Origin of the sequence: Micromonospora sp. LOL_023, from assembly GCF_048060115.1 — a bacterium.
Taxonomy (GTDB): domain Bacteria; phylum Actinomycetota; class Actinomycetes; order Mycobacteriales; family Micromonosporaceae; genus Micromonospora_E.
Genome location: NZ_JBHMIM010000085.1, coordinates 1 through 19,519, shown reverse-complemented (window position 1 = coordinate 19,519; position 19,519 = coordinate 1). Strand labels below are relative to the sequence as shown.

Annotated in this window: 13 protein-coding genes and 3 pseudogenes; 12 read left to right on the top strand and 4 right to left on the bottom strand. The window is 65.4% G+C overall.

All coding sequences use genetic code 11. From position 1 onward, the window contains the following. The first annotated feature begins 318 nt into the window (after window positions 1-318). On the top strand, window positions 319-2,058 hold the full coding sequence (locus ACFHVL_RS28835; protein WP_416631655.1) for a prolyl oligopeptidase family serine peptidase: 1,740 nt from the start codon (window positions 319-321) through the stop codon (window positions 2,056-2,058). On the opposite strand, the gene ACFHVL_RS28830 is transcribed toward ACFHVL_RS28835, so the two are convergent. Continuing rightward, the gene (locus ACFHVL_RS28830) at window positions 2,027-3,310 is read right to left on the bottom strand and encodes a helix-turn-helix domain-containing protein (protein WP_416631654.1); all 1,284 of its coding nucleotides are present in this window, start codon (window positions 3,308-3,310) and stop codon (window positions 2,027-2,029) included. The two genes, ACFHVL_RS28835 and ACFHVL_RS28830, sit on opposite strands and share 32 nt — an antisense overlap. A 739-nt stretch (window positions 3,311-4,049) precedes the next feature. Between ACFHVL_RS28830 and ACFHVL_RS28825 the strand changes: the two genes are divergently transcribed. From ACFHVL_RS28825 to ACFHVL_RS28785, 9 genes and pseudogenes are all read left to right on the top strand, one after another. Next, window positions 4,050-4,193: an FxLD family lanthipeptide gene (locus ACFHVL_RS28825; protein WP_416631653.1), complete on the top strand. Its 144-nt coding sequence runs from the start codon at window positions 4,050-4,052 to the stop codon at window positions 4,191-4,193. Between the two features lie 109 nt (window positions 4,194-4,302). Continuing rightward, window positions 4,303-6,278, top strand: a pseudogene (locus ACFHVL_RS28820) (lantibiotic dehydratase family protein); the annotation flags it as partial. Between the two features lie 42 nt (window positions 6,279-6,320). Further along, window positions 6,321-7,328 (top strand): thiopeptide-type bacteriocin biosynthesis protein, encoded by a 1,008-nt coding sequence (locus ACFHVL_RS28815; protein WP_416631658.1) that lies wholly within the window; start codon window positions 6,321-6,323, stop codon window positions 7,326-7,328. Window positions 7,329-7,372: 44 nt separating this feature from the next. Then, a pseudogene (locus ACFHVL_RS28810) lies at window positions 7,373-8,586 on the top strand (lanthionine synthetase C family protein). 14 nt (window positions 8,587-8,600) lie between these two features. After that, window positions 8,601-10,679, top strand: coding sequence for a methyltransferase, FxLD system (gene fxlM, locus ACFHVL_RS28805; protein ID WP_416631652.1), 2,079 nt, complete (start codon window positions 8,601-8,603; stop codon window positions 10,677-10,679). A 216-nt stretch (window positions 10,680-10,895) separates the two neighbouring features. Further along, window positions 10,896-11,951, top strand: a complete 1,056-nt coding sequence (locus ACFHVL_RS28800) for a hypothetical protein (protein WP_416631651.1) — start codon at window positions 10,896-10,898, stop codon at window positions 11,949-11,951. A 108-nt stretch (window positions 11,952-12,059) separates the two neighbouring features. Next, window positions 12,060-13,331, top strand: a complete 1,272-nt coding sequence (gene fxlM / locus ACFHVL_RS28795; protein ID WP_416631650.1) for a methyltransferase, FxLD system — start codon at window positions 12,060-12,062, stop codon at window positions 13,329-13,331. A 152-nt stretch (window positions 13,332-13,483) separates the two neighbouring features. Then, window positions 13,484-13,564 (top strand): FxLD family lanthipeptide, encoded by an 81-nt coding sequence (gene fxlA, locus ACFHVL_RS28790; RefSeq protein WP_416631656.1) that lies wholly within the window; start codon window positions 13,484-13,486, stop codon window positions 13,562-13,564. 67 nt (window positions 13,565-13,631) lie between these two features. After that, the gene (locus ACFHVL_RS28785; RefSeq protein WP_416631649.1) at window positions 13,632-14,051 is read left to right on the top strand and encodes a hypothetical protein; all 420 of its coding nucleotides are present in this window, start codon (window positions 13,632-13,634) and stop codon (window positions 14,049-14,051) included. A 530-nt stretch (window positions 14,052-14,581) separates the two neighbouring features. Here ACFHVL_RS28785 and ACFHVL_RS28780 read toward each other — a convergent pair. Next, window positions 14,582-14,806 (bottom strand): DUF397 domain-containing protein, encoded by a 225-nt coding sequence (locus ACFHVL_RS28780; RefSeq protein WP_416631648.1) that lies wholly within the window; start codon window positions 14,804-14,806, stop codon window positions 14,582-14,584. Window positions 14,807-15,152: 346 nt separating this feature from the next. Between ACFHVL_RS28780 and ACFHVL_RS28775 the strand changes: the two genes are divergently transcribed. Both ACFHVL_RS28775 and ACFHVL_RS28770 read left to right on the top strand, forming a co-directional pair. Continuing rightward, window positions 15,153-16,019: a DUF5753 domain-containing protein gene (locus ACFHVL_RS28775; protein ID WP_416631647.1), complete on the top strand. Its 867-nt coding sequence runs from the start codon at window positions 15,153-15,155 to the stop codon at window positions 16,017-16,019. A 1,198-nt stretch (window positions 16,020-17,217) separates the two neighbouring features. Further along, window positions 17,218-18,465: a NucA/NucB deoxyribonuclease domain-containing protein gene (locus tag ACFHVL_RS28770; RefSeq protein ID WP_416631646.1), complete on the top strand. Its 1,248-nt coding sequence runs from the start codon at window positions 17,218-17,220 to the stop codon at window positions 18,463-18,465. Window positions 18,466-18,497: 32 nt separating this feature from the next. Here ACFHVL_RS28770 and ACFHVL_RS28765 read toward each other — a convergent pair whose 3' ends face one another. Together ACFHVL_RS28765 and ACFHVL_RS28760 are read right to left on the bottom strand one after the other, a co-directional pair. Further along, window positions 18,498-19,025 carry a hypothetical protein gene (locus tag ACFHVL_RS28765; protein ID WP_416631644.1) on the bottom strand — a complete coding sequence of 176 codons (528 nt, stop codon included), beginning with the start codon at window positions 19,023-19,025 and terminating at the stop codon, window positions 18,498-18,500. A gap of 130 nt (window positions 19,026-19,155) precedes the next feature. After that, window positions 19,156-19,380, bottom strand: a pseudogene (locus ACFHVL_RS28760) (transposase); the annotation flags it as partial. Window positions 19,381-19,519: the final 139 nt, after the last annotated feature.

Below are 19,519 nucleotides of genomic sequence, written 5' to 3'. Positions count from 1 at the left end.
CGAACTGTTCACCACCGGACCCTGGCTACCACCCGACCCGACCCCCGGCTGACCCGCCGCCACCACCACCACCACCACCAGCCGCCTGCCACGGCTGCCCCATCAGGATGCGCTCCCACCAGCCCGGGAAACCAACCGCGAGTCACACTCTCGCCCCCGGTGAATAGCTACCATCTGTCGACCCTGCCCCGGAGTGGTCGCGCTCGCGGTCGGTTCGTGCTGTGATCGCTACGGGCGATGTTGAGGGGTGAACAGCCTGTGGCGGATGGCAGTGCTCGCGGTTCGGCACCGACGGCTGGACAGGTGGCTCAGGCTGGCGTGTCGTACGACTGGCTCACAGTCATGGACGGCGCGCTGCATTGGGTCGAGTCGTCACCGGAGGCCGGCCGAGCCGTAGTGGTGACGTTGAGACCCGAGCAGGATCCCTCTGACGTTCAGATCTCACGCCTCCATGGGGCGAACGTTGGTAGTAGCCTGCACGCCTATGGCGGTATGCCATACGCGTTCCACCCGTCAGTAGGTGCGGTGATGGTGAATGGGTCGACTGGGCGACTCGCGGTCGACATTGCTGCAGCCAACACCGATCATGCCTATGGCGATCTCGCTCGAATTTCCGATGAATTGCTGTGTGTTCGCGAAGATGAGAGTGGAGACGAGCTAGTTGCGATCGACGTTATGGCCGGCGCACTGCGGGTCTTGTTGGCAACCGATGGGTTTCTCGCCTCGCCGCGGCCATCTGGCAGCCGAATAGCTTGGATTCAATGGGGCAAAGATGTGATGCCTTGGGACTCCAGTGAACTGTGGGTTGCCGATTACCGACCAGGCGGATCTATTCGTCGAAAAGTGCGAATCGCAGGGGGTCCTGACGAGTCGGTCGTTCAGCCGCGATGGGCTGCCGACGGATCATTGTATTTTCTCTCTGACCGTTCGGGCTGGTGGAACCTGTATCGATGGCGCGATGAGCGGACAGATGAGGTCATGCCGATGGCGGCCGAGTGTGCCGCCGCGCCATGGGAGTCCAGCTACTCGAATTACGTCCTTCTTCCTGGGCGGCGGATCGGCATGGTCTTTCAGCGCGGACCAAGGTTTGGATTGGTCATTGTCGATCATGATAGTCAAATGAACTCTGTGAAGCTGCCCTACACTGCAATCAAGCCCCATGTTGCCACAGTCGACAACAGGATCGCACTTATCGGCGCATCCCCGACGCGCTTACAGCAGATTTCCTTGGTGTCAACCGACGGCTCCGACAGGTTGGAAGTGGTTCGAGAGAGTACTGCTATCGTCACGGAAGCTGTCACAATCTCCGTTCCGGAGATTATCCAGGTAGCCACTCGAGGGGCCGACTTGACCGTCCTGTTCTATGCACCGACGGGCAAGGGTGGTCCCGCGCCGTTGATTGTCCGGCCGCATCCCGGGCCGACTTATCACAGCGATCTTCGACTAGACTGGGAGGTGCAGTTCTTCACGAGTCGCGGTTTTGCCGTGGTCGATATCGACTATCGTGGTAGCACTGGATACGGTCGAGAGTTTCGCAAGGCTCTGGATGGCGAGTGGGGACGATTCGATGTGGAGGATTGTCGTTGTGTGGCACTACATCTGCTGAAGACAGGCAGAGCGCGCCCTGGTGGCATGTTCATCTCAGGGGCGAGTGCCGGAGGTTTCACCGCACTGCGGGCTGCGTGCGAGGAAGGGCCGTTCCAGCTGGCTGTAGCCAGGTCGGCAATTGTCGATCCAGGGAGGTGGACGACTACGGCGCCTCGTTTTCAGCGCCCACATGCGGGGATCCTGGCCTCCGACGGTACTCGTGTCATGCCGGATCAGGTGAGATGCCCTGTCCTGCTAATCCACGGTAATCGAGATGATGTCGCGCCGATAAGTGACGTGACCGAGTTGGCGGCAGCACTCGATCAGCGAGAACTGCTGGCGGGCATGTTGACACTCGACGGCATCGGGCACTATATATCCATGCCCGAAGCTCTATCGGCGGCGCTGGAGGTGGAACTTCAAGCCTACCTTGAGGTGATCAAGGGTAGTGGGCTGTCTCTTCCGGAGTGATTAGGGTGGGTAGCTGTGTCGCAGCGTACTCGCCGAGGTCCCGCACATCGGGAAGGTCCGCGTAGGGGTGAAGTTCGGCGAGCATTAGGACGACGCGATGAGCGCTGCGAAACGAGTTGAGCTTTGCCGAATGGTCAATCGCCTGGCGTGCGACCGTGCAGGCATGGTCAATCTGGCGCGATCGTGCGAGGGATGCAGCGTAGAGGGCGGTGTCTATCGCCAGACGTCGTGCACGAGTTGGCTCCAGTTGCGCAACCGCTCGGGCAACTTCGCGCTGCGCTAGCTCATGAAGGCCAAGATCATAAAAGCAGTGAGCCTTCTCGTCGGCGAGATCGGCTTCACTGAAGTAGGCGATCCAGGGCGGCTCGTCCGCAGGAGTGCTCCGAGCAAGATCCGCCTCGACTTTGAGGAGCGTTGCGGCGCAGGCAGCCTCGTCACCGCGTCGTGCCTGAGCGCGGGCCAGCACCGTGCGGAAGACCGCCCGTACGCCGGGCGTGGTCTGGTGTTCGGTGCCGCGCAATGCGGCGGTGGCGAGGCGCCCGGCCTGGTCCGCGTCCCCGCAGTGCAGGGCCAAATGGGCGAGGCTGACAGCTATGAGATACCCGCCGTACAAATGATTTCCGCTCCTTGTCGCGATCGCCAAAGCCTGCTGGTAGTGCCGCTGCGCGGCACCGTCCGCCCCGAGGTCGACCGCTTCGTACCCGGCAAGCTCGAGGAAGCCCATTGCTACGAGCGGCGAGTGAGCGGCCAGGATGTCGAGTTCGCGCCGAAGGATGTCGGTGACGATCGAGTAGATCTGGCCGGCACCATGAGCGTGGTCAGAACTTCGGAGCTCCTGCAGTTTCAGCGCTGTCTCGGAGCTCCTGTCATCGAAGTCGTGTGAGTGCCCGACGTCCAGAGCAGAGGAGACAAGCCAGTCCAGGACCGGCCGATCGGTGGCCTCGGACCGAAACCCCCGCGCACTGCTCCCCGCGTCTCGACCCGCGCGCAGCCCGCGTTCACGCTGCAGCATCGGGATCAAGCGGCGGAGCGCTCCTCCGGCGGTGAGCGCTACATCGCATCGTTCGACCAGATCATCGGAAGCGGTTCGCTCCGCAGCCTCGATCTTGCGGATCAGGTCCTTGTGTACGAACAACGTTCTGCCGAGGTCCGCCTGAGACATATCGCGTTCTTGGCGCAAGCGACGGACCTCCGCGCCGAGGAAGTGCTGCACAGACCGTCCCGGCTCGAGCGTTTTGAGGGCTTGGCCCACGGCTCACCGCCTGTTCCTACCTGTCGCGCATCGCCAACGGGGGTTCATTGTCGATGAGACAGGGGACGACGAGCAACGCTTGCGACCGCCATGCGGACACACATGGTGTCCGCATCTCCCCCCTGCCCAAGACCCCCACAGGTTGGGTCTGCTCTCTGTATGCGAATCGGCCGCAGCAGGCGGGGTTTCCTCGGCGACGACGATGTAGACACTCCAGACGGTTCCCACGCGGTAGTCCTGCCTTCGACACGAGAGGTGAGAACGATGCCGCCGACAGGCACGGGAGCCGAGTCAACACAAACGGACCGCATACCGACAAGGTGGTCGACCGGACCGAGACGTGGTGCGCCGTCTGGGCGGCAGGACTCCGTCGTCACAGGGCCCGCCTACGTCGCTATCGAGGGGCGGAGCCCACCGTTCGTCTTGTTCGTCGGGAGTGTCGCGCCGACCGTGACCGGCCGGTGGCCTGCGGCGCGGCTGGGTCGCTGGCATTGGCCGGCAGTCCGTCCGGACGCATGTGCCTGGCGAACCGCCGCCATCGAAACACGTAAGAATTTCTTGCCCGTGTTGCCATCCCTTCGCAGGTGGATCGGCACAAGGCCAGTACGGGTGTAGCTTCCAGTGCCCCTCTCCGTTACTCGACGCTGGTCGTTGCGGGACAGAGGGCTGCCATGCTGCCGGGTAGCTGCGGGGGCTACCTGCCCACCCATCGCAATTCTCTTTTGGAGGGACCAAGACCATGGACAACTCGGACAGCCTGCTCGGCGTCAGCGGTGACCCGTTCGATCTCGACGTGGAGATCGTCACGGAGGGTCCGGTCGCTGCCGCGTTGCTGGCGGACACGGACGACGGCTGCGACACCAGGAAGGGCGGCGACTGCTAGTCAGCACTCCTGTTGGGTCCGGCGGGCGGGTCCCCGTACACCCGCCGGACCCGACGCCTCATATCGGGCAGGTTTCCGGGGAGTAGGGCTGTTGACGGCAGGAAGTGTCATGTTTCGTGCGGTTGATGCCGGCACCGTCCGCATCGCGGATCATTCCTGGCTGGATCACGGGGTGCCGTGGCCGCATCGGCACGACCCAGTTGGTATCGAAGCCTGGCTTCGAGCGACTTGGCGGAAGGTCGGCGTGGCGGACGCGGTCTGGGTGGCGAGCCCTGGGTTCGTTGACCGTGTAGAAGCAGTTCTTGCCGGCGGGACGGCAGATACCGGCCAGGGGTGGCGGTTGGTGTTGGCGTTGGCGCGGTACCTGGTGCGTGCGCAGCGGCGGGCGACGCCGTTCGGGTTGTTTTCGGGCGTGGCGACGCTGCGCTTCGACAAAGTGGCGGCGGTGATGCCGTCAAAGCGGTCGGCGATGCGTGTACGACCGGATGCTGGCTGGCTCGCGTCGCTGGTCGCGCGGCTGGAGGCTGATCCAGGCGTACGCCGCGGCCTGTACGTACAGGTGAACAACTTGGCTCGGGTGTCTGGGCTTCGGATCGTCGTGGATCGCCGGCCCCACGCCTCCGCGTCCACCAGGCATGCGCCCTCGGTACGGCGTACCGAAGCGGTGCGGCTGCGATGTCGCTTGCCTCCGGGCCGATGCTGTGGGCTGAGCTGGTCGACAAGGTCGCCGCTAGCTTTCCGGAATTTCCGCAGACATCCGCCGAGGCGCTGGTTGCCGACCTGGTCGAGCACGGTGTGTTGATCTCTGCTCTCCGACCGCCGTCCACCTGCGGGGACCCGCTAGAGCACATCCTGGACCAGCTCGGTGCCATTCCTCATACCGGCTCCGGTGGGCGCGCGATTCAGGAACTTCGCCCGCTGCTTAGTCGGTTCGGTACCACCGCTTGCCGGGCGACGGAACTTCGTGGGCTGGCCACTCGCCTGCCGGAACTGCTGGCGGAGAGTCGGCAGCCGCTCGCGGTGGATCTTCGGCTCGGGGATCAGGTCGTCGTGCCGCAGCAGGTCACCGCCGATATCGCCGCGTCAGTGGAGGTGTTGCGACGGTTGACGCCGCATCCGATGGGCCGGCCGGAGTGGCGCGCTTACCACGCCCGGTTCGTCGATCGGTACGGGGTGGCGGTGGTGCCGCTTGCCGAGGTGGTCGATCCGGTAGCCGGTCTGGGTTATCCGGATCACTTCGGCGGTGCCGATCACTCGGTGGTGGCCTCGCTGTCCGGTCGGGATGAGCGTTTGTTGGCGCTGGCGCAGCAGGCGGTGCTCGATGGTGCCCGTGAGGTGATCCTCGATGATGCGGCCGTGCGGGCGCTCGCCGGCCCGGATCACGGCGTGGGTCCTGTCAGCCCGCATGTCGACGTGTCTGCAGAGGTGCGTGCGGTGTCGTTGCGTGCCCTGGAGGAAGGCCGGTTCGTTGTCGCGGTGACGGGTATGGGCCGGTCGGCGATGGCGACGAGTGGGCGCTTCCTCGACGTGCTGCCGTATGCCGAACGGGAGTGGATGCGTGGGGAGTTCGTGCGCCTTCCGGTCGCGGTGGAAGGGGCCATGCCGGCTCAGGTGAGTTTCCCGCCGCACAGGCTGCAGGCCGAGAACGTGCTCAGTTCCCCGCAGGTCCTTCCGTGGCTGATCAGTCTGGCAGAGCACCGCCCTGTCTCCGGGGACGTGATCGGTCTCGGCGACCTCGGCGTGGCTGCCGGCGTTGATCGGCTGGTCCTGGTGTCGATGTCGCGGCGTCGGGTGGTCGAGTCCACCTTGGCGCACGCCGCCGCCGTGCACACCATGCCGCTGCTCGGCCGGTTCCTCGTCGAGTTGCCGCGAGCCTTGGACGCTCGGCTCAAGCCGTTCGACTGGGGTGCAGCGTCTTGTCTGCCGTTTCTGCCCGCCCTACGGCATGGCCGGGTTCTCTTGTCCGCGGCGCGGTGGCGGGTCGACCCGGCGCGGCTGCCCGGCGCAGACGCGGGCGACAGCGAATGGTCGGCGGTGTGGGAGGCATTGCGAGAGAGGCTACGGCTGCCGCGCTGGGTGCAGGTCGGCAACGGCGACCAGCGCCTGCGGCTCGATCTCGATCAGGTCATGGACCGGTCGTTGCTCCGCGCCCACCTGGACGCCAACAGCGGTACGGCGGTCACCATCGTTGAGGCGGCAGGGATGGAGGACTTCGGGTGGCTGTCCGGCCGGGCGCACGAGATCGTCGTACCGGTCGCCTCCACCGCCGCTGCGGTCGCGGCGCCAGCCGCGGTCACTGCGCGCGGCTCGTGGCCGCCTCCCGCGTCGGCTGACCCGGTCCCGCCGGGGGCGAGCGGGTTGCTGTCCGCGTCGCTCGCTGTCGAGCCGTCGATGGTGGAGCTGGTGTTGCGGCGAGGGCTGCCGGCATTGCTCGCCGACTGGCCGGGGCCGCCGATGTGGTGGTTCGTCCGCATGCGCCGCCCGTACTGGCACCTGCGGCTTCGGCTGCACACCGACGACTACGGTGACGCTGCGGTCAGAGTCGGCCGGTGGGCTGTCGCGCTTCGGCAACAGGGACTCGCGGGTGACCTGCGCCTGGACACCTACCGGCCCGAGACCGGCCGGTACGGCGACGGCCAGGCCATGTCCGCCGCCGAGGAGTTGTTCGCTGCGGACTCCCGCGCCGCCGTGGCCCAGATGGCGAGAAAAGACGACTCTTGGCTCGACCAGCAGGCGTTGACCGCCGCGAGCATGCTCAACCTGGCCGCCGCGATACTCGGCAGCCGCACCGCCGGGTGCGAATGGCTCGTCGCCCGGCCGGAACACGCCAAGCGGGCGCCGATCGACCGAGGCGTCCTGCGCCAGGCGGTCACCCTCGATCCGACGTCCTTGCCGGATCCGGTCCAGCACGCATGGCAGGAAAGATCTCGGGTCGCCGCCCGATACGCAAACGCGTTGTCCGCCTCCAGCAGACCTCTGGCCCCTGCAGCGGTGCTCACCTCGCTGATGCACCTGCACTTCGTTCGCGCACACGGTCCGAACGAGACTGCCGAGCAGGTCACGTATCGGATCGCCCGCCACATCGCGCTGGCGGCGGTACGCCGCCGCACTCGCCGCACAGGAGTTTCACGATGACCGTCACCCTGCTCGCCAATCCGCTGCTACGAGCGGCCGAAACCATGGCCTCGTGCATCACCGACACCCTGACCGAGCCCCCGGCCGCACATCCCGCCGGGGGCGACTTCGGGCCGCGAAGCACCCGCTGGTACGCCCAATCGCTGTCGAAAGGGGCCGCCGGGGTAGCGATTCTGCACGGGGTGCGCGCGCAGACGGGTCACGGTGGATGGGAACCGGTCCGTGCATGGCTGCGCCGCGCAAGTGCTGAGACGTTGAACAACGGCACCGGAGCGGGGCTGTGGTTCGGTGCACCCGCTGTCACTCACGCGCTGACCACGGCCATGCCGCACGCCCGCCCGGCTGCCTTGCATGCCCTGGATCACGCGGTCGCGGACCTTGCCGGGCGGCGGCTGGCCGCCGCCGAGGCACGCCTCGCGAAAGGTGCCCGGCCCTCGCTGTCGGAGTTCGACCTCGTCCGCGGGCTGACCGGCCTGGGAGCCCACCTGCTGCGCCACCACCCGGACGGCGACCTGCTGCGCCGGGTCCTGGCCTTTCTGGTGCGGCTCACCGAGCCGGTCGACGCCGACGACGAAGTAGGCCGGCTCGCGCCCGGTTGGTGGAGCACCGACCCACCCGACGACGAAAATCCTGCGCTGGGCGGACATGCCAACTTCGGCATGGCGCACGGCATCACCGGCCCCTTGGCCTTGCTGGCTCTGGCCATGCGTCGGGACATCCGGGTGCCGGGACAGACCGAGGCGGTCGGCCGGATCTGCACATGGCTGGACACGTGGCAGCAGCAAAGCCCAGCGGGCCCATGGTGGCCCGAGAAGATCACCGTCGCGGAGTTGCACGCCGGGAAGCCCACCGTGAGCGGACCGGCGCGGCCGTCCTGGTGCTACGGCACTCCGGGTATCGCACGCGCACACCAGCTCGCCGGGATCGCCCTCGGCGACCCCGCCCGGCGGCAGACGGCAGAAGACGCGCTGGCCCGCTGCCTGGCCGACACCGTCCAGCTCAGCCGGATCATCGACCCGTCGCTGTGCCACGGCTGGCAGGACTCGCCGCAACGGTCTGGTACGCCGCCGCCGACGCCCGCGACACCCGCCTGCCGGCGGCCGTGCCCCACCTGATGCGCCTGCTGATCCAGCACGCCACCAACACCACCCCCGCGCCATCCGGCCTGATCTCAGGCCCCGCCGGCATCGCCCTCACCCTGCACACCTTCGCTACCGGCACCGACATCCACTGGTCCACGAGCCTGCTAATCAACTAGACGAGGAGAGCGTCATGGACCGCGCCCCCGAAACCGACCCTGAGTCACTGGAGATAAGCCCGGTCAGCCGGTGGCGCCAGGTCAACCTGACCTTCACCAACTGGCGGGCCGCCGAGGAATACGCCGCCACCCGGCTCGCCCCCGCGCTCGCCACCGCCGAAGACAACCTCGCGATCACCGCGTTCTGGTTCATCCGCAAGACCGAGACATGGCGGCTTCGGCTACTGCCCGGCAAGCGGCTCACCCACGCCTACGCCCTGCTCGCCGACATCACCGCCGACGACCGCATCCGCCACGTCGCCGAGCCCATCTACCGGCCCGAGGCGTACGCCTTCGGCGGGGACCAGGCCATGACGATCGCCCACACCCTTTTCCACGCCGACAGCCGCCACATCCTCGGCCACCTCGCCACCGGTGGCGGCCACCGACGCGAACTCGGCGTCCTGCTCGCCACCCACCTCATCCGCGCCGCCGGACTGGAATTCTCCGAACAAGGAGACGTCTGGCAGCAGCTCGCCGCACGCCGGCACCAACCCCACGCACCCGCGCCGAGCCCTCGGCTGATCGCCGCCGTGCAGCGCCTGGTCACCGCCACCGACGACACACCGCGAAGCCCACTGAGTGCCGCCCCTTCATGGCCGAGGGCTCACGAGAAGGCGGGGCGAGACCTCGGCTCCCTCGACCGGCGCGGAACACTGACCCGCGATCTGCGTGGCGTGCTGACCCACCACATCCTGTTCCTGTTCAACCGGCTCGGCATCTCGGCCGCCGACACCTGGCTGTTGGCCGCAGCCGCCGTGCAGGTCGCCTTCCACTCGTCCGACCTTCAACCCGGCTACCTCCCCGCCGGGACAACCGACAGTAGGGTAGAAGCGGTGAAAAACTCCCAAACCGAATCTGAAACCGTTGGCGCAGAGGCACTGCGGGAACAGCTCGTCACTACGCTCAAGCAGCGTGGCCATATCCGCTCCGACGCCGTCGAGCAGGCGTTCCGGACGGTGCCCCGCGAGCAGTTCCTCCCCGGCGTCGACCTGGAAACCGTCTACACGCGCCGCCAGATCGTCACCAAACGCAACCCCGACGGCGCGGCGCTGTCGTCGGCATCGAGCCCCAGCCTCGTCGCGGACATGCTCGAACAACTCGCCCCACACCCCGGAGATCGCGTCCTGGAGATCGGCTCGGCCACCGGCATCAACGCCGCACTCCTCGCCGAACTGACCAACCCCGGCGGCACGGTCGTCACCATCGAACTCGACCAGGACCTCGCCGACGGCGCCCGCGCCAGCCTCGCTCGCGCCGGTTACCACACAGTCGAGGTGATCTGCTGCGATGGAGCCCTCGGACACCCCGAATCCGTGCCCTACGACCGTGCCATCATCACCGCCGGAGCGTGGGACATCTCCGCAGCCTGGTGGGACCAGCTCGCCGACCACGGCCGCATCGTCGTACCCCTGCGCGTGCACGACAGCGGCCTGACCCGGTGCTTCGCCTTCGACCGCACCAGCCCCACGACACTGGTCAGCACTACGGCACCGCTGGTCTGCGGGTTCGTACCCATGCGCGGCGCGGCCGAGCACACCGACCAGCACATACGCCTCGACACCGACGTGATCCTCAAACTCGACGCCGCCGACCAGCCCGACCGCTCCGCCCTCGCCCGCGCACTCAGCCATCCCCGGCACGAAGCCTGGACCGGCATCCAGGTCGGCGACGACGACCCCATCGGCCACCTCGACCTGTGGCTCCTTGTGAACGCCAGCACCCCGTTCGGTCGCCTCCGCGTCGGCGACACCGCTCGCGCCAGCGGGCTGGTCGCCCCCGCCTACCGCTGGGCCGGAGCCGCCATCTACCGCGGCGGCACCATCGCCTACCCCGCCTTCCGGGAGACCGGCGACGGCCACCACGAACTCGGCGGCATCGCCAACGGCCCAGAAGCCGACAAGCTCGCCGCGACACTGACCGACCTACTCGGCCAGTGGAACGACGCCGGCCGACCCAACCAACCCACCGTCACCGCCCGCCGCGCCGGAACCCGACCGATCCAGAACGGCGACATCAGCCGACCCGACAGCATCCTCACAATTTCCTTCTGAGCGCACACCGCCGGGGCGATCCCCGCCCCGGCGTCTCCGGCGCGAGCGCGGCCAACGAACCGAGCACCACGGCGGCCACCTCGCCCCCGTTGCCAAGGATGCGGCCTCCCGGAGCACATGAGGACACCAATGACCCTGCCCCTCGCTTCTACCATCGCAGCCCGGTTCCCCCTCGTCCCCCGCAAACGCCCACCCGCCACACCACTCGACGCACGGGTGAACCGACTCGCCGCGCTCGCCGAGACCGCCCACCGCGAACGCGACCCGGAGAAAGCGTCCATGGTGTTCAACGGGGCCGCTCTCGTCGCCTCCGACTGTGGAGACGCAGACCTCGCCCGCGTCTGGTGCCGCCGCCACGCACACCTCTACCTCAGCCACGCCCCCCTGGACGGATACACCGCCCGGTTCGCGCTCGAACCAGTCGTCAATCTGGCCCGCCTGCGCATCCGCGAAGGCGACGGCGACGGGGCACACCGCCTACTCACCGACCTCTACGAAACAGCCGTCAACGCTGCCCCCGTCCGCCTCGACGGTCTTGAGCTGCACCCCCGACACCTGCCCACCGATCCGAGCGAACGGGACCAGCTCATCAGCTGGATACGCACAGTCCTGATCGCTGACGGAACCCGCGCCCTCACCCTCACCAGCCGCTGGGCCGACGCCGTAACGCACATTCATCGCTACAACGGGCTCGGCCCCACCCTGCTCGATGGACGACAAGTCTCGATCGTCGCCCACCTCGTACAGGGCCAAGGCCCCGCAGCTGCCGCCATCCTCAACCAAAGCAAAATCGAACAGGAGTGGGAGGCGTTGGTAGGCGACCTTCTCCACAGCTGGTCCATAGCCACCGTCAGCGACCAAAGCCAGGCCGAACAGCTCGCCTTGATCGACCGAGTATCAAGCTTCACTCCGGTACCCGGACTCGCGGTGTTCAGCACCCGAATCGCCCTCACTGCCCTCGACCTCCTCCCCGGCCTTCCCTCAAATCTCGCGGCCAGCCTGATCAAACGGCTGGTCACAGCCGTCATTCACGACCAGGATGCCAATCCCGCACGTGTTCTCCTCAATCATCCGGCCCTCAGCCGGAAAGACCACCAATCGCTGGCACAGCTGGTCAAAGCGAGCGGCCTCAGCCTCGGGCATCTGCCGGATACCGCCCGTCACACACTGTCGTCGGCGCTCAACCTAGCCGGAACCGTGATAGCCACCCACCAGACCCAAACGTGTGGCAGGCACGCGGCGGCCCTGCCTCTCGATAACACCGCGCCGTGATCCCAACCCCGCGATGGAATCGGTCGGTCGTGCCCGCGGGCGCGCGTCGAAGCGCCAACGGCCTCGTGGCCGTTACAGCTACCGCTCTCCGACTTCATCTAGATAAATGTGCGTACAACTACTTATTCGTCCCTGGTGAAATACGAAGGGTTCTTTGTTGTGGTGGATGTAGTGGCAGCTGACTCGGCGGAGGCCGATGTTCTCCGCGAATTTCTGGTGCGTGAGCTTCTGGCCGGGGGGTCGATTGCGTCTTCTGAGGTGGAGGCGGCGTTCCGTGTGGTGCCTCGGCATCTGTTCGCTCCGGAGGTGCCGTTGGAGCGGGCGTACGCGAACGACATTGTGCGGACGAAGCGTGATGAGCATGGGGTGACGATCAGTTCGGTGTCGGCGCCGTGGTTGCAGGCGGTGATGTTGGAGCAGGCGCGGATCGGTCCGGGGATGCGGTGTTTGGAGATCGGTTCTGGTGGCTACAACGCGGCGTTGATGGCGGAGCTGGTCGGTCCGGTCGGTCAGGTCACGACGGTGGACATCGACGCTGACGTGACCGGGCGGGCCCGCGGGTTCCTGGACGCCGCCGGGTACGGGCGGGTGGATGTGGTCCTGGCCGATGCCGAGCATGGTGTGCCGGAGCGTGCGCCGTTCGACCGGATCGTCGTCACGGTCGGGGTGTGGGACGTGCCGCCGGCCTGGCTGGATCAGTTGTCGGACGGTGGCCGGATCGTGGTGCCGTTGCGGATCCGGGGGTTGAGCCGTTCGGTGGCGTTGGTCCGCGATGGTGACCGGCTGGTGAGTGTCGGTCATGAGATGGCGGGCTTCGTCGGGGTGCAGGGCGCCGGCGCGCATACGGAGCGGCTGGTGACGTTGCACGGCGATGAGGTTGGTCTGCGGTTCGACGACGACGGGCCGGTGGATGTCGAGGCGCTGCGTGTGGCGGTGCGGCAGCCGAGGACGCAGGTGTGGTCGGGGGTCACGTTCGGCGGTATGGAGTCGTTCGACGGTCTGTTCCTGTGGCTGGCAACGTGTGTGGACCGGTTCTGTCTGCTCAGCCGGGCGCGGACCGATACCGCCCGGGCGTTGGTGGATCCGGCGTCGCCGATCGCCACACCGACGGTGCTGGGAGACGCCGGTTTCGCCTATGTCACGTTCCGTGAAGTGGATGAGGGGGCGCAGGTGTACGAGTTCGGCGCCTACGCGCACGGCGTCCACGCGGAGAGTCTCGCCGCGACGCTAGTCGAGCAGATCCGGGTGTGGGATCGCGACCACCGGCACGGTGGGGCCGCGCAGATCAGCGTCTATCCCGGTGCGGTGGCTGTTGAGGAGGTGCCCGGTGTGCGGGTCGTCCCGAAGCGGCATACGACCGTCACGATTTCCTGGCCCTGACGGCAAGCAGGACCAGGCGTCCCATCCTCGATTCAGTACAAGGGAGGAAGCACTGCCATGTCCACCATCATCGTGACCGCGCCGGCTGCCACCGGCGAGACACTGACGACGACCTGTTCGACCTTGACATCAGTCTGATCGAGTCCGGGCCGGTGATCCCGGAGCTGCTGCGCAGCACCAGTGACAACTGCGGTACGACCTGCGCGTCGTCCTGTACGAGCTGCAGGTCCTGAACCCGAATTCCGGTGGGTCCGGCGCGGACGAGCGCCGGACCCACCGCCACCTGCCGGGAGGGCACTCGTGTACCAGGTTGTGGACGCGTTGCTGATCCGCGCGTCGACCCAGCCCACCACCGTGGATCTTCCTGCCTGGCCGGACCTGACCGGCGGCCCCGACGCCGACGATGTGCGTGACTGGCTGACGGCGGTGTGGAGCCGGAGACAGCTCGACCGGGCCATCACGGTCGCGTCGCCGGAGCTGGCCGAGCAGGTCGAACGTGTCTGCGCGGGGCGGGCCGCGCGGGACCCGGGGCGGTCAGCCGTAGCCGCGCACGCCGGTACCAGGTCTGTCCGCGACCGGATTCCCGTCAACACCAGCCTCGCCGACAGGCACCCCGATGCGGCGCCGAGGCGGCATACGTCGGTCACGCCCTCCAAGACCATTGACCTGGGAGGCGACGCGCCGACGGACGAACCGTCAGGTCGGCGTTCCGGCCGGTGAGTTGCCCGCTGGCGATCTACGGAAGCGAGGCGTCACAGCGCCGTCGTTGACGGCCAGCGGCCGTCGCGGTCGGGCCGGGAGGTACTGAGTCGCGACGCACCCTGAGACGATGACAAGCCCTTTACTGAGGGCACATCCCACCTGACTGACGACACCGAGAGTAGTTGAATGTCGACGAACGGATCAGGCCCGCCTCGGGCGAAAAGGCATGCGATGCCGCTACCCGGGCATCCGCGTGACAGCCCTGCGACGGTCAGCGACCAGGGCGGATTGGCCCAATCAGCCAGTCCCGACCCTGCGTCTAGCTGTGTGTTTATCCTACAAAACCACCTACCATTGGCCGGAGCCCGAAGCGGAGGGAGGCACCTCTGAACAGCCTTTAACTTCGCCGTGACACACCCTGGCGGCTACGAGAAGTGACCGCCTATGGTTATGGATCATGGCGGCTGTTCGCCGCCGACGTTCGTTCGACTGCCGGTCGAGGCAGCGTGAGGGCGGGTCGACAGAGCCGTCGCCCGTTCTTCAGTAGATCAACGGCCGGGCCGCAGGCTCCCTGACCGTAGGCCGGTCGTGAAGCGCTGCCACGAGGTGGGGGTGAAGGCGAGATACGGGGCAGGGACATCAGAATTGGCAACTTCCACGCGATCACCGTGAAACGCGACCTCAACGCAGTGATCGTCGAGACAAGCAGAGCTCTTCCGTCGCCAGATCGGTGGAACTTCCACATCGGTGTTGCCAGGCGGAAGCGCAGTCATCGGGTCTTGCGGTGGGGACCATGAGAGGTGAAGCGGTTGTAGTGATGTCACGTCGAAAACCTTTCGGAGTGCGGCACAGGCCAACCCTCGGCGTGGTCTCATCTGCGGCGACGCGGAAACTACCTGCGCGATCTGACCAAAACGGGATCGCCAGGAATTCCGAGTGTACCAACCTGATACCAGGCCAAGAAGTTGCTGTTGATCCAGGCGGTGCGACCATGGGCGCACCCGATCAGATCAGCCCGGTGCGGGTCGACCGAGGCTGTTTGCAAGATGAAGCCGACCGTAGGCAGATATTTACGCATCCCTTAGTGTGGCCAGAACGCCACGAGAGGATGTGGTCACCATGACGACACCTGGGCCGACCCTCAGTCGCCGCCGCCTACGAGCCGCGCTACGCCGCCTCAGGGAGGAAAGGCAGCACACGACCGAGGCTGTCCGGAAAGGTGTGGAATGGTCCCTTTCCAAGGTCACCCGGATCGAGGCCGGCTCCGTCACCGTCTCCCTGGCCGATCTCCATATGCTGCTCCGCTTCTATGGGGTGGACGACCCGGTCGAGGTCGCGCGGCTCCTCGACCTCGCCCGATCGGCACGCCGCCGCAGTTGGGCCGCGAGCTACCGCGAGTACGTGTCCTCGGCCTACATCGATTTCATGGGGTACGAGGACGAAGCCAGCGTCATCAAACACTTCCACCCGGTTGTTATACCCGGGCTGCTGCAGTGTCGGGCATACGCGGACGCCCTCATCAGGGTGTTGAAAACACTGTCGCATGACGACATAGAGGTCCAAGCTCGAGTAGCGTTACGGATGGAACGACAGATGCGGGTCTTCGCCCGCTCCGGTGATGTGGAACTCAAAGTCATCATCGACGAACTCGCTCTACAGCGCACTATCGGCGGAAAGGTGGTCATGCGCGAGCAACTCGCACACCTATCCGACATGTTTGACCAACCAGGAGTGGAGATCGCCGTCATCCCGTTCGACGCCGACGTCCCGGATCGACCAACCTGGTCCTTCTCGCTTCTCGAGTTCAACTCGGGTGAAGACAGCCCCGTCGTTTATCTCGAAAATCTGCCCAGCGATGTCGCGCTCGTTGAGAACGATGCAGAAATAGAATCATACGAGACGGTCTTCGAGAACCTGTGGCGTGCTTCCGTTGTCGGCGACAAGGCGCGAGGAAGACTCGCGCGCTGGCAGTTGAATTACCGGTGATCAAGCGGCAGCCAGCATGGCGGCGGGTGTCTTTCGCGGGCTCCGGATCCCGGGTTTCAGTCTGGCTCCCGGTCCCCCATGCGGTCTGGTACGAGGATCAACACGGGCCGCGAACTTGTTCGCGCTGACGGCCACGTCCGCGTTTCACTCGGCGGGCCAACGCCCGCAGCCAGCGCCCGCACGTAGCGCGCCATCACAGGGAACACCAGCGACGCCGCCATCGCCGTCATCATCAGGACAACAGCCGACAGATTTCCAACGAGACTGGGGTTCTGGCTGGCCAGCCCTCCCACGTAGCCACCCATGACGGCAACCGGCAGCAAGTACATCGCACTACTCTGACCTTTTACTGACCCCCACACCGCGCGATGGTCGGGCTCTGTCTCCGACCGTCGGTCACCGCTCGCCGACCCGCCCCGCGCAACGCGATCGGATGCCGAACGCCTCGGATCGCTCCTGCCACGTCGATCGCGCCGCTCTCTACGTCCCACGTGCGTCTCCTGTTCACCTTGCGAGTAGTTCACGCACAGTCTGTCACGGACCCCAATAACTCAGCAATGGGCGATCTGCACTCGGCGGAGTTTGCTGCCCGGATGGCGCGGGGCAGCGTCCCTCGCCCGGCCAGGTACGGCTTGGAGGTTCAATACCTTCGAATCGGAAAGCCGAACTCCCTTCTCGCGCGTCCTTTCGCGCCGACGTTCGTAGGCAGCGGCACCTCCGGGGTCATCAACGGCGTTGACCAAGGACGACTGCAAGCCTGCCTTGACGCAGGAACTGAGCCGTGCCTCGAAAGTGTGCCAGGCCTGAGCCAGTGTGTGGCTGCCCGCAACGTCTGCAACCATGCAGCAGTCGCACCTACACCTTCACGTCACACCTCGACCATGACCCCTGCGCAGGCACGCGACGCCACTGGTCGACTGTTCGCAAGTAAGTCGACGCATGTAAACATGACAAACAATACAGTGATAGCGACAACGGCCGACAAGCTGAACAGTAACCTTCGGGAGAGAATTGTCTCACTCGCCGTTGCTGACGGCGCCCCGGTGAACGTCGTCACTGGACGTGGAACTGTCCCGAGTTTGAGTAGCCAGGGCCACAGCTACGACGGTTACACGATGGTCTTTGACGCCTCTACTGCCAAGCTCGTCTATGCATGCCTCGGTGACCACTGCCCCACTGACGGCGGACAGGAACTTCGATGAGGTCTTTCAAATTGGCAGCAATTGCCACCGTCAGCCTCGCGTTGCTGCTGACGCCAACCTCGGCAGCACAAGCCGGATCGATTGACGCCGCTCCCATCGAACCGGCTGGAGTCGAGCGTGGCGTGATCCGGTCGAACGCAACCTACCAACCAGATCGATTTCCCGCGTCCGCTCGACCGTCGCCGACGGACGCGGTCCACCGGGACCACGTGCCTCAACCATCTACCGCAGTGGCCACCCCGGAGGACGAGGCTTTCAAGGCTGAGTGCGAATCACAAGATGCGGCCCTCGACGACGTTGGGTGGTTTCGGGACCGCTTTTCGCAATGCGTCCGTCGCACCTGGATTATCCGCATCTTTGTCAACGGGGTTATGACCGGCTTCGTCACCTCCAAAATTACAATGCTCGGGCTTGGGAATAACGGTGCCCGAGAGATTCGCTACGTAGTTTTTGTCGAAGACATCCGCAAGACGAATGCCCCCAGCCTTATCCTGGAGACTATGCTAATTCAGGTCGGCTTTATTGGCTGCAATACGGCGCTGGTGGCCTGTCCATTGATTTCTAGCCGTGACGCGACGGTGGCCGAGTGGCGGCTTCAAGACGACTGGTCGATTAGTTTCGTATCTCCGGACGTCGCTGGCGGCGGTCCTCAGATCGTCCCACAGACTCTGAGCCTCAGCCTTTACGCACATAGCCCGCAACCAGAATTCATCTGGGATCCGCCGTTCGCAACAAGCACCTCCCGGTCTCGCTACGACTCGGCTGAGTATGTCGGCGCAAACCAGGGCGCGATATTTCTCGACTACCAACTAGTCTTCGAGGTCGATATCAACGACCCCTCTCAGGATGAGAGTGCACTGCACATTCTCCATGCCCAAGATTACCCAATGTTGACCTTCCCGAGCTGGGCAGGAAAGACCATCCCCGGCAAAACAACTCCACTGACCCGGATGTACAATCGAGCCGAGAACGACAGGAATAGAAACAAGTCCGTCGCGATGTGCGGGTCCATTTGGGGCGAATATGATGGGTCCCTGCAGAACTGTGACGAGTACCCTTTTGCCAGCACCTATGAGGGCTCCCACATTGGGTCGATGGAGCCGACCGACCCCCAGCGCTACTCGGTACGCGTCATTGACGCCGACGACAATCAGCATGTCGGCCGCGATCTACTAGAAGTCGGATTCTATCGGGTAAATCGGGTGCTTGATGGGGATCAGTTCACCGTCAAGGTGAATACCTAGAACCACTTGCCGGCGGGGCGGGCAGCCGATTCTCACTTTCGCCCCGCCGGCCACAGCTGAATCCGATACTGCTCTGTCGTCTCACGGTCGATTCGCTTGAGTTGCGTAAGCTCCTTCAGATATTCTTCATTCTCTCCAATGTGCAGCGCTTCGTATCGACCAAGGAAGGTGTTGTAGTTATAAGCCGCCACCCGGGCTCCGTAGCGCCCGGCCCCCGATGGGAGCTTGATTCCAACCATAACCTCAGAGTCAAACGATTCATCAATAGACCAGCAAGTTCCCGGAAAGTAGATCAATCCTTCTGCGGCGAAGTCGAACGACCGTTGATCGGGCATGATAAATGGCTTCTTGGTCCACACCTCCACCAGGACGATTGCCAGACTGACCTCTGTGGCGACCTGCACTCCGATGGCGCTGGACGTGAACCCGATCCCGTCAGCGCGAGCTAGCTGTCCCGCCTTGATGAGGTCCTGCGGATCGGTCGCGCCACACGATCGGAGGCAAAAGATCTTGTACGAGGGTAGGACGGTAGTCGCAACTGTGGAGAGTAGAACGGGCATCTCTTGATGATGCCATCCCCGGCGGCACCTGAATACCGTAGCAGTCTGTTGATCGCGACCGGCTGGCCAGTGTCAACGACATTTGAAATTTGGTTCTGGCACACATTCTGTGAGTGATCTTGGCAGTCGCTCAGGCGGCTGCGAGGATGCGTTCGCGTAGGAGGTCGAGGTTCGCGCGGCCGTACATCTGTCGTTTGATCGTCTTGATGCGGTTGACCTGGCCTTCGACTGGGCCTGAGCTCCAGGGCTGGGTGAGGCCGGCGGCGACGGCGTCGCGGTCGCTGTCCAGGGCGGCGGCGAAGCCGCGGAGTTCGGGGTATCCGCAGTGCCGGGTGCGGTCGATCCAGGTGTCGAGGTCTCGCCGGTGGCCAGGCGGCGTTGCCGCAGGTGACGTTCGGTGGTACCCGGTATGCGAACCGGACGGATCACAACGTGTCGGCGGCGGTGCCGGTGACGAACAAGTACCGGATCACCGAGATCAACACCGAGTCGGG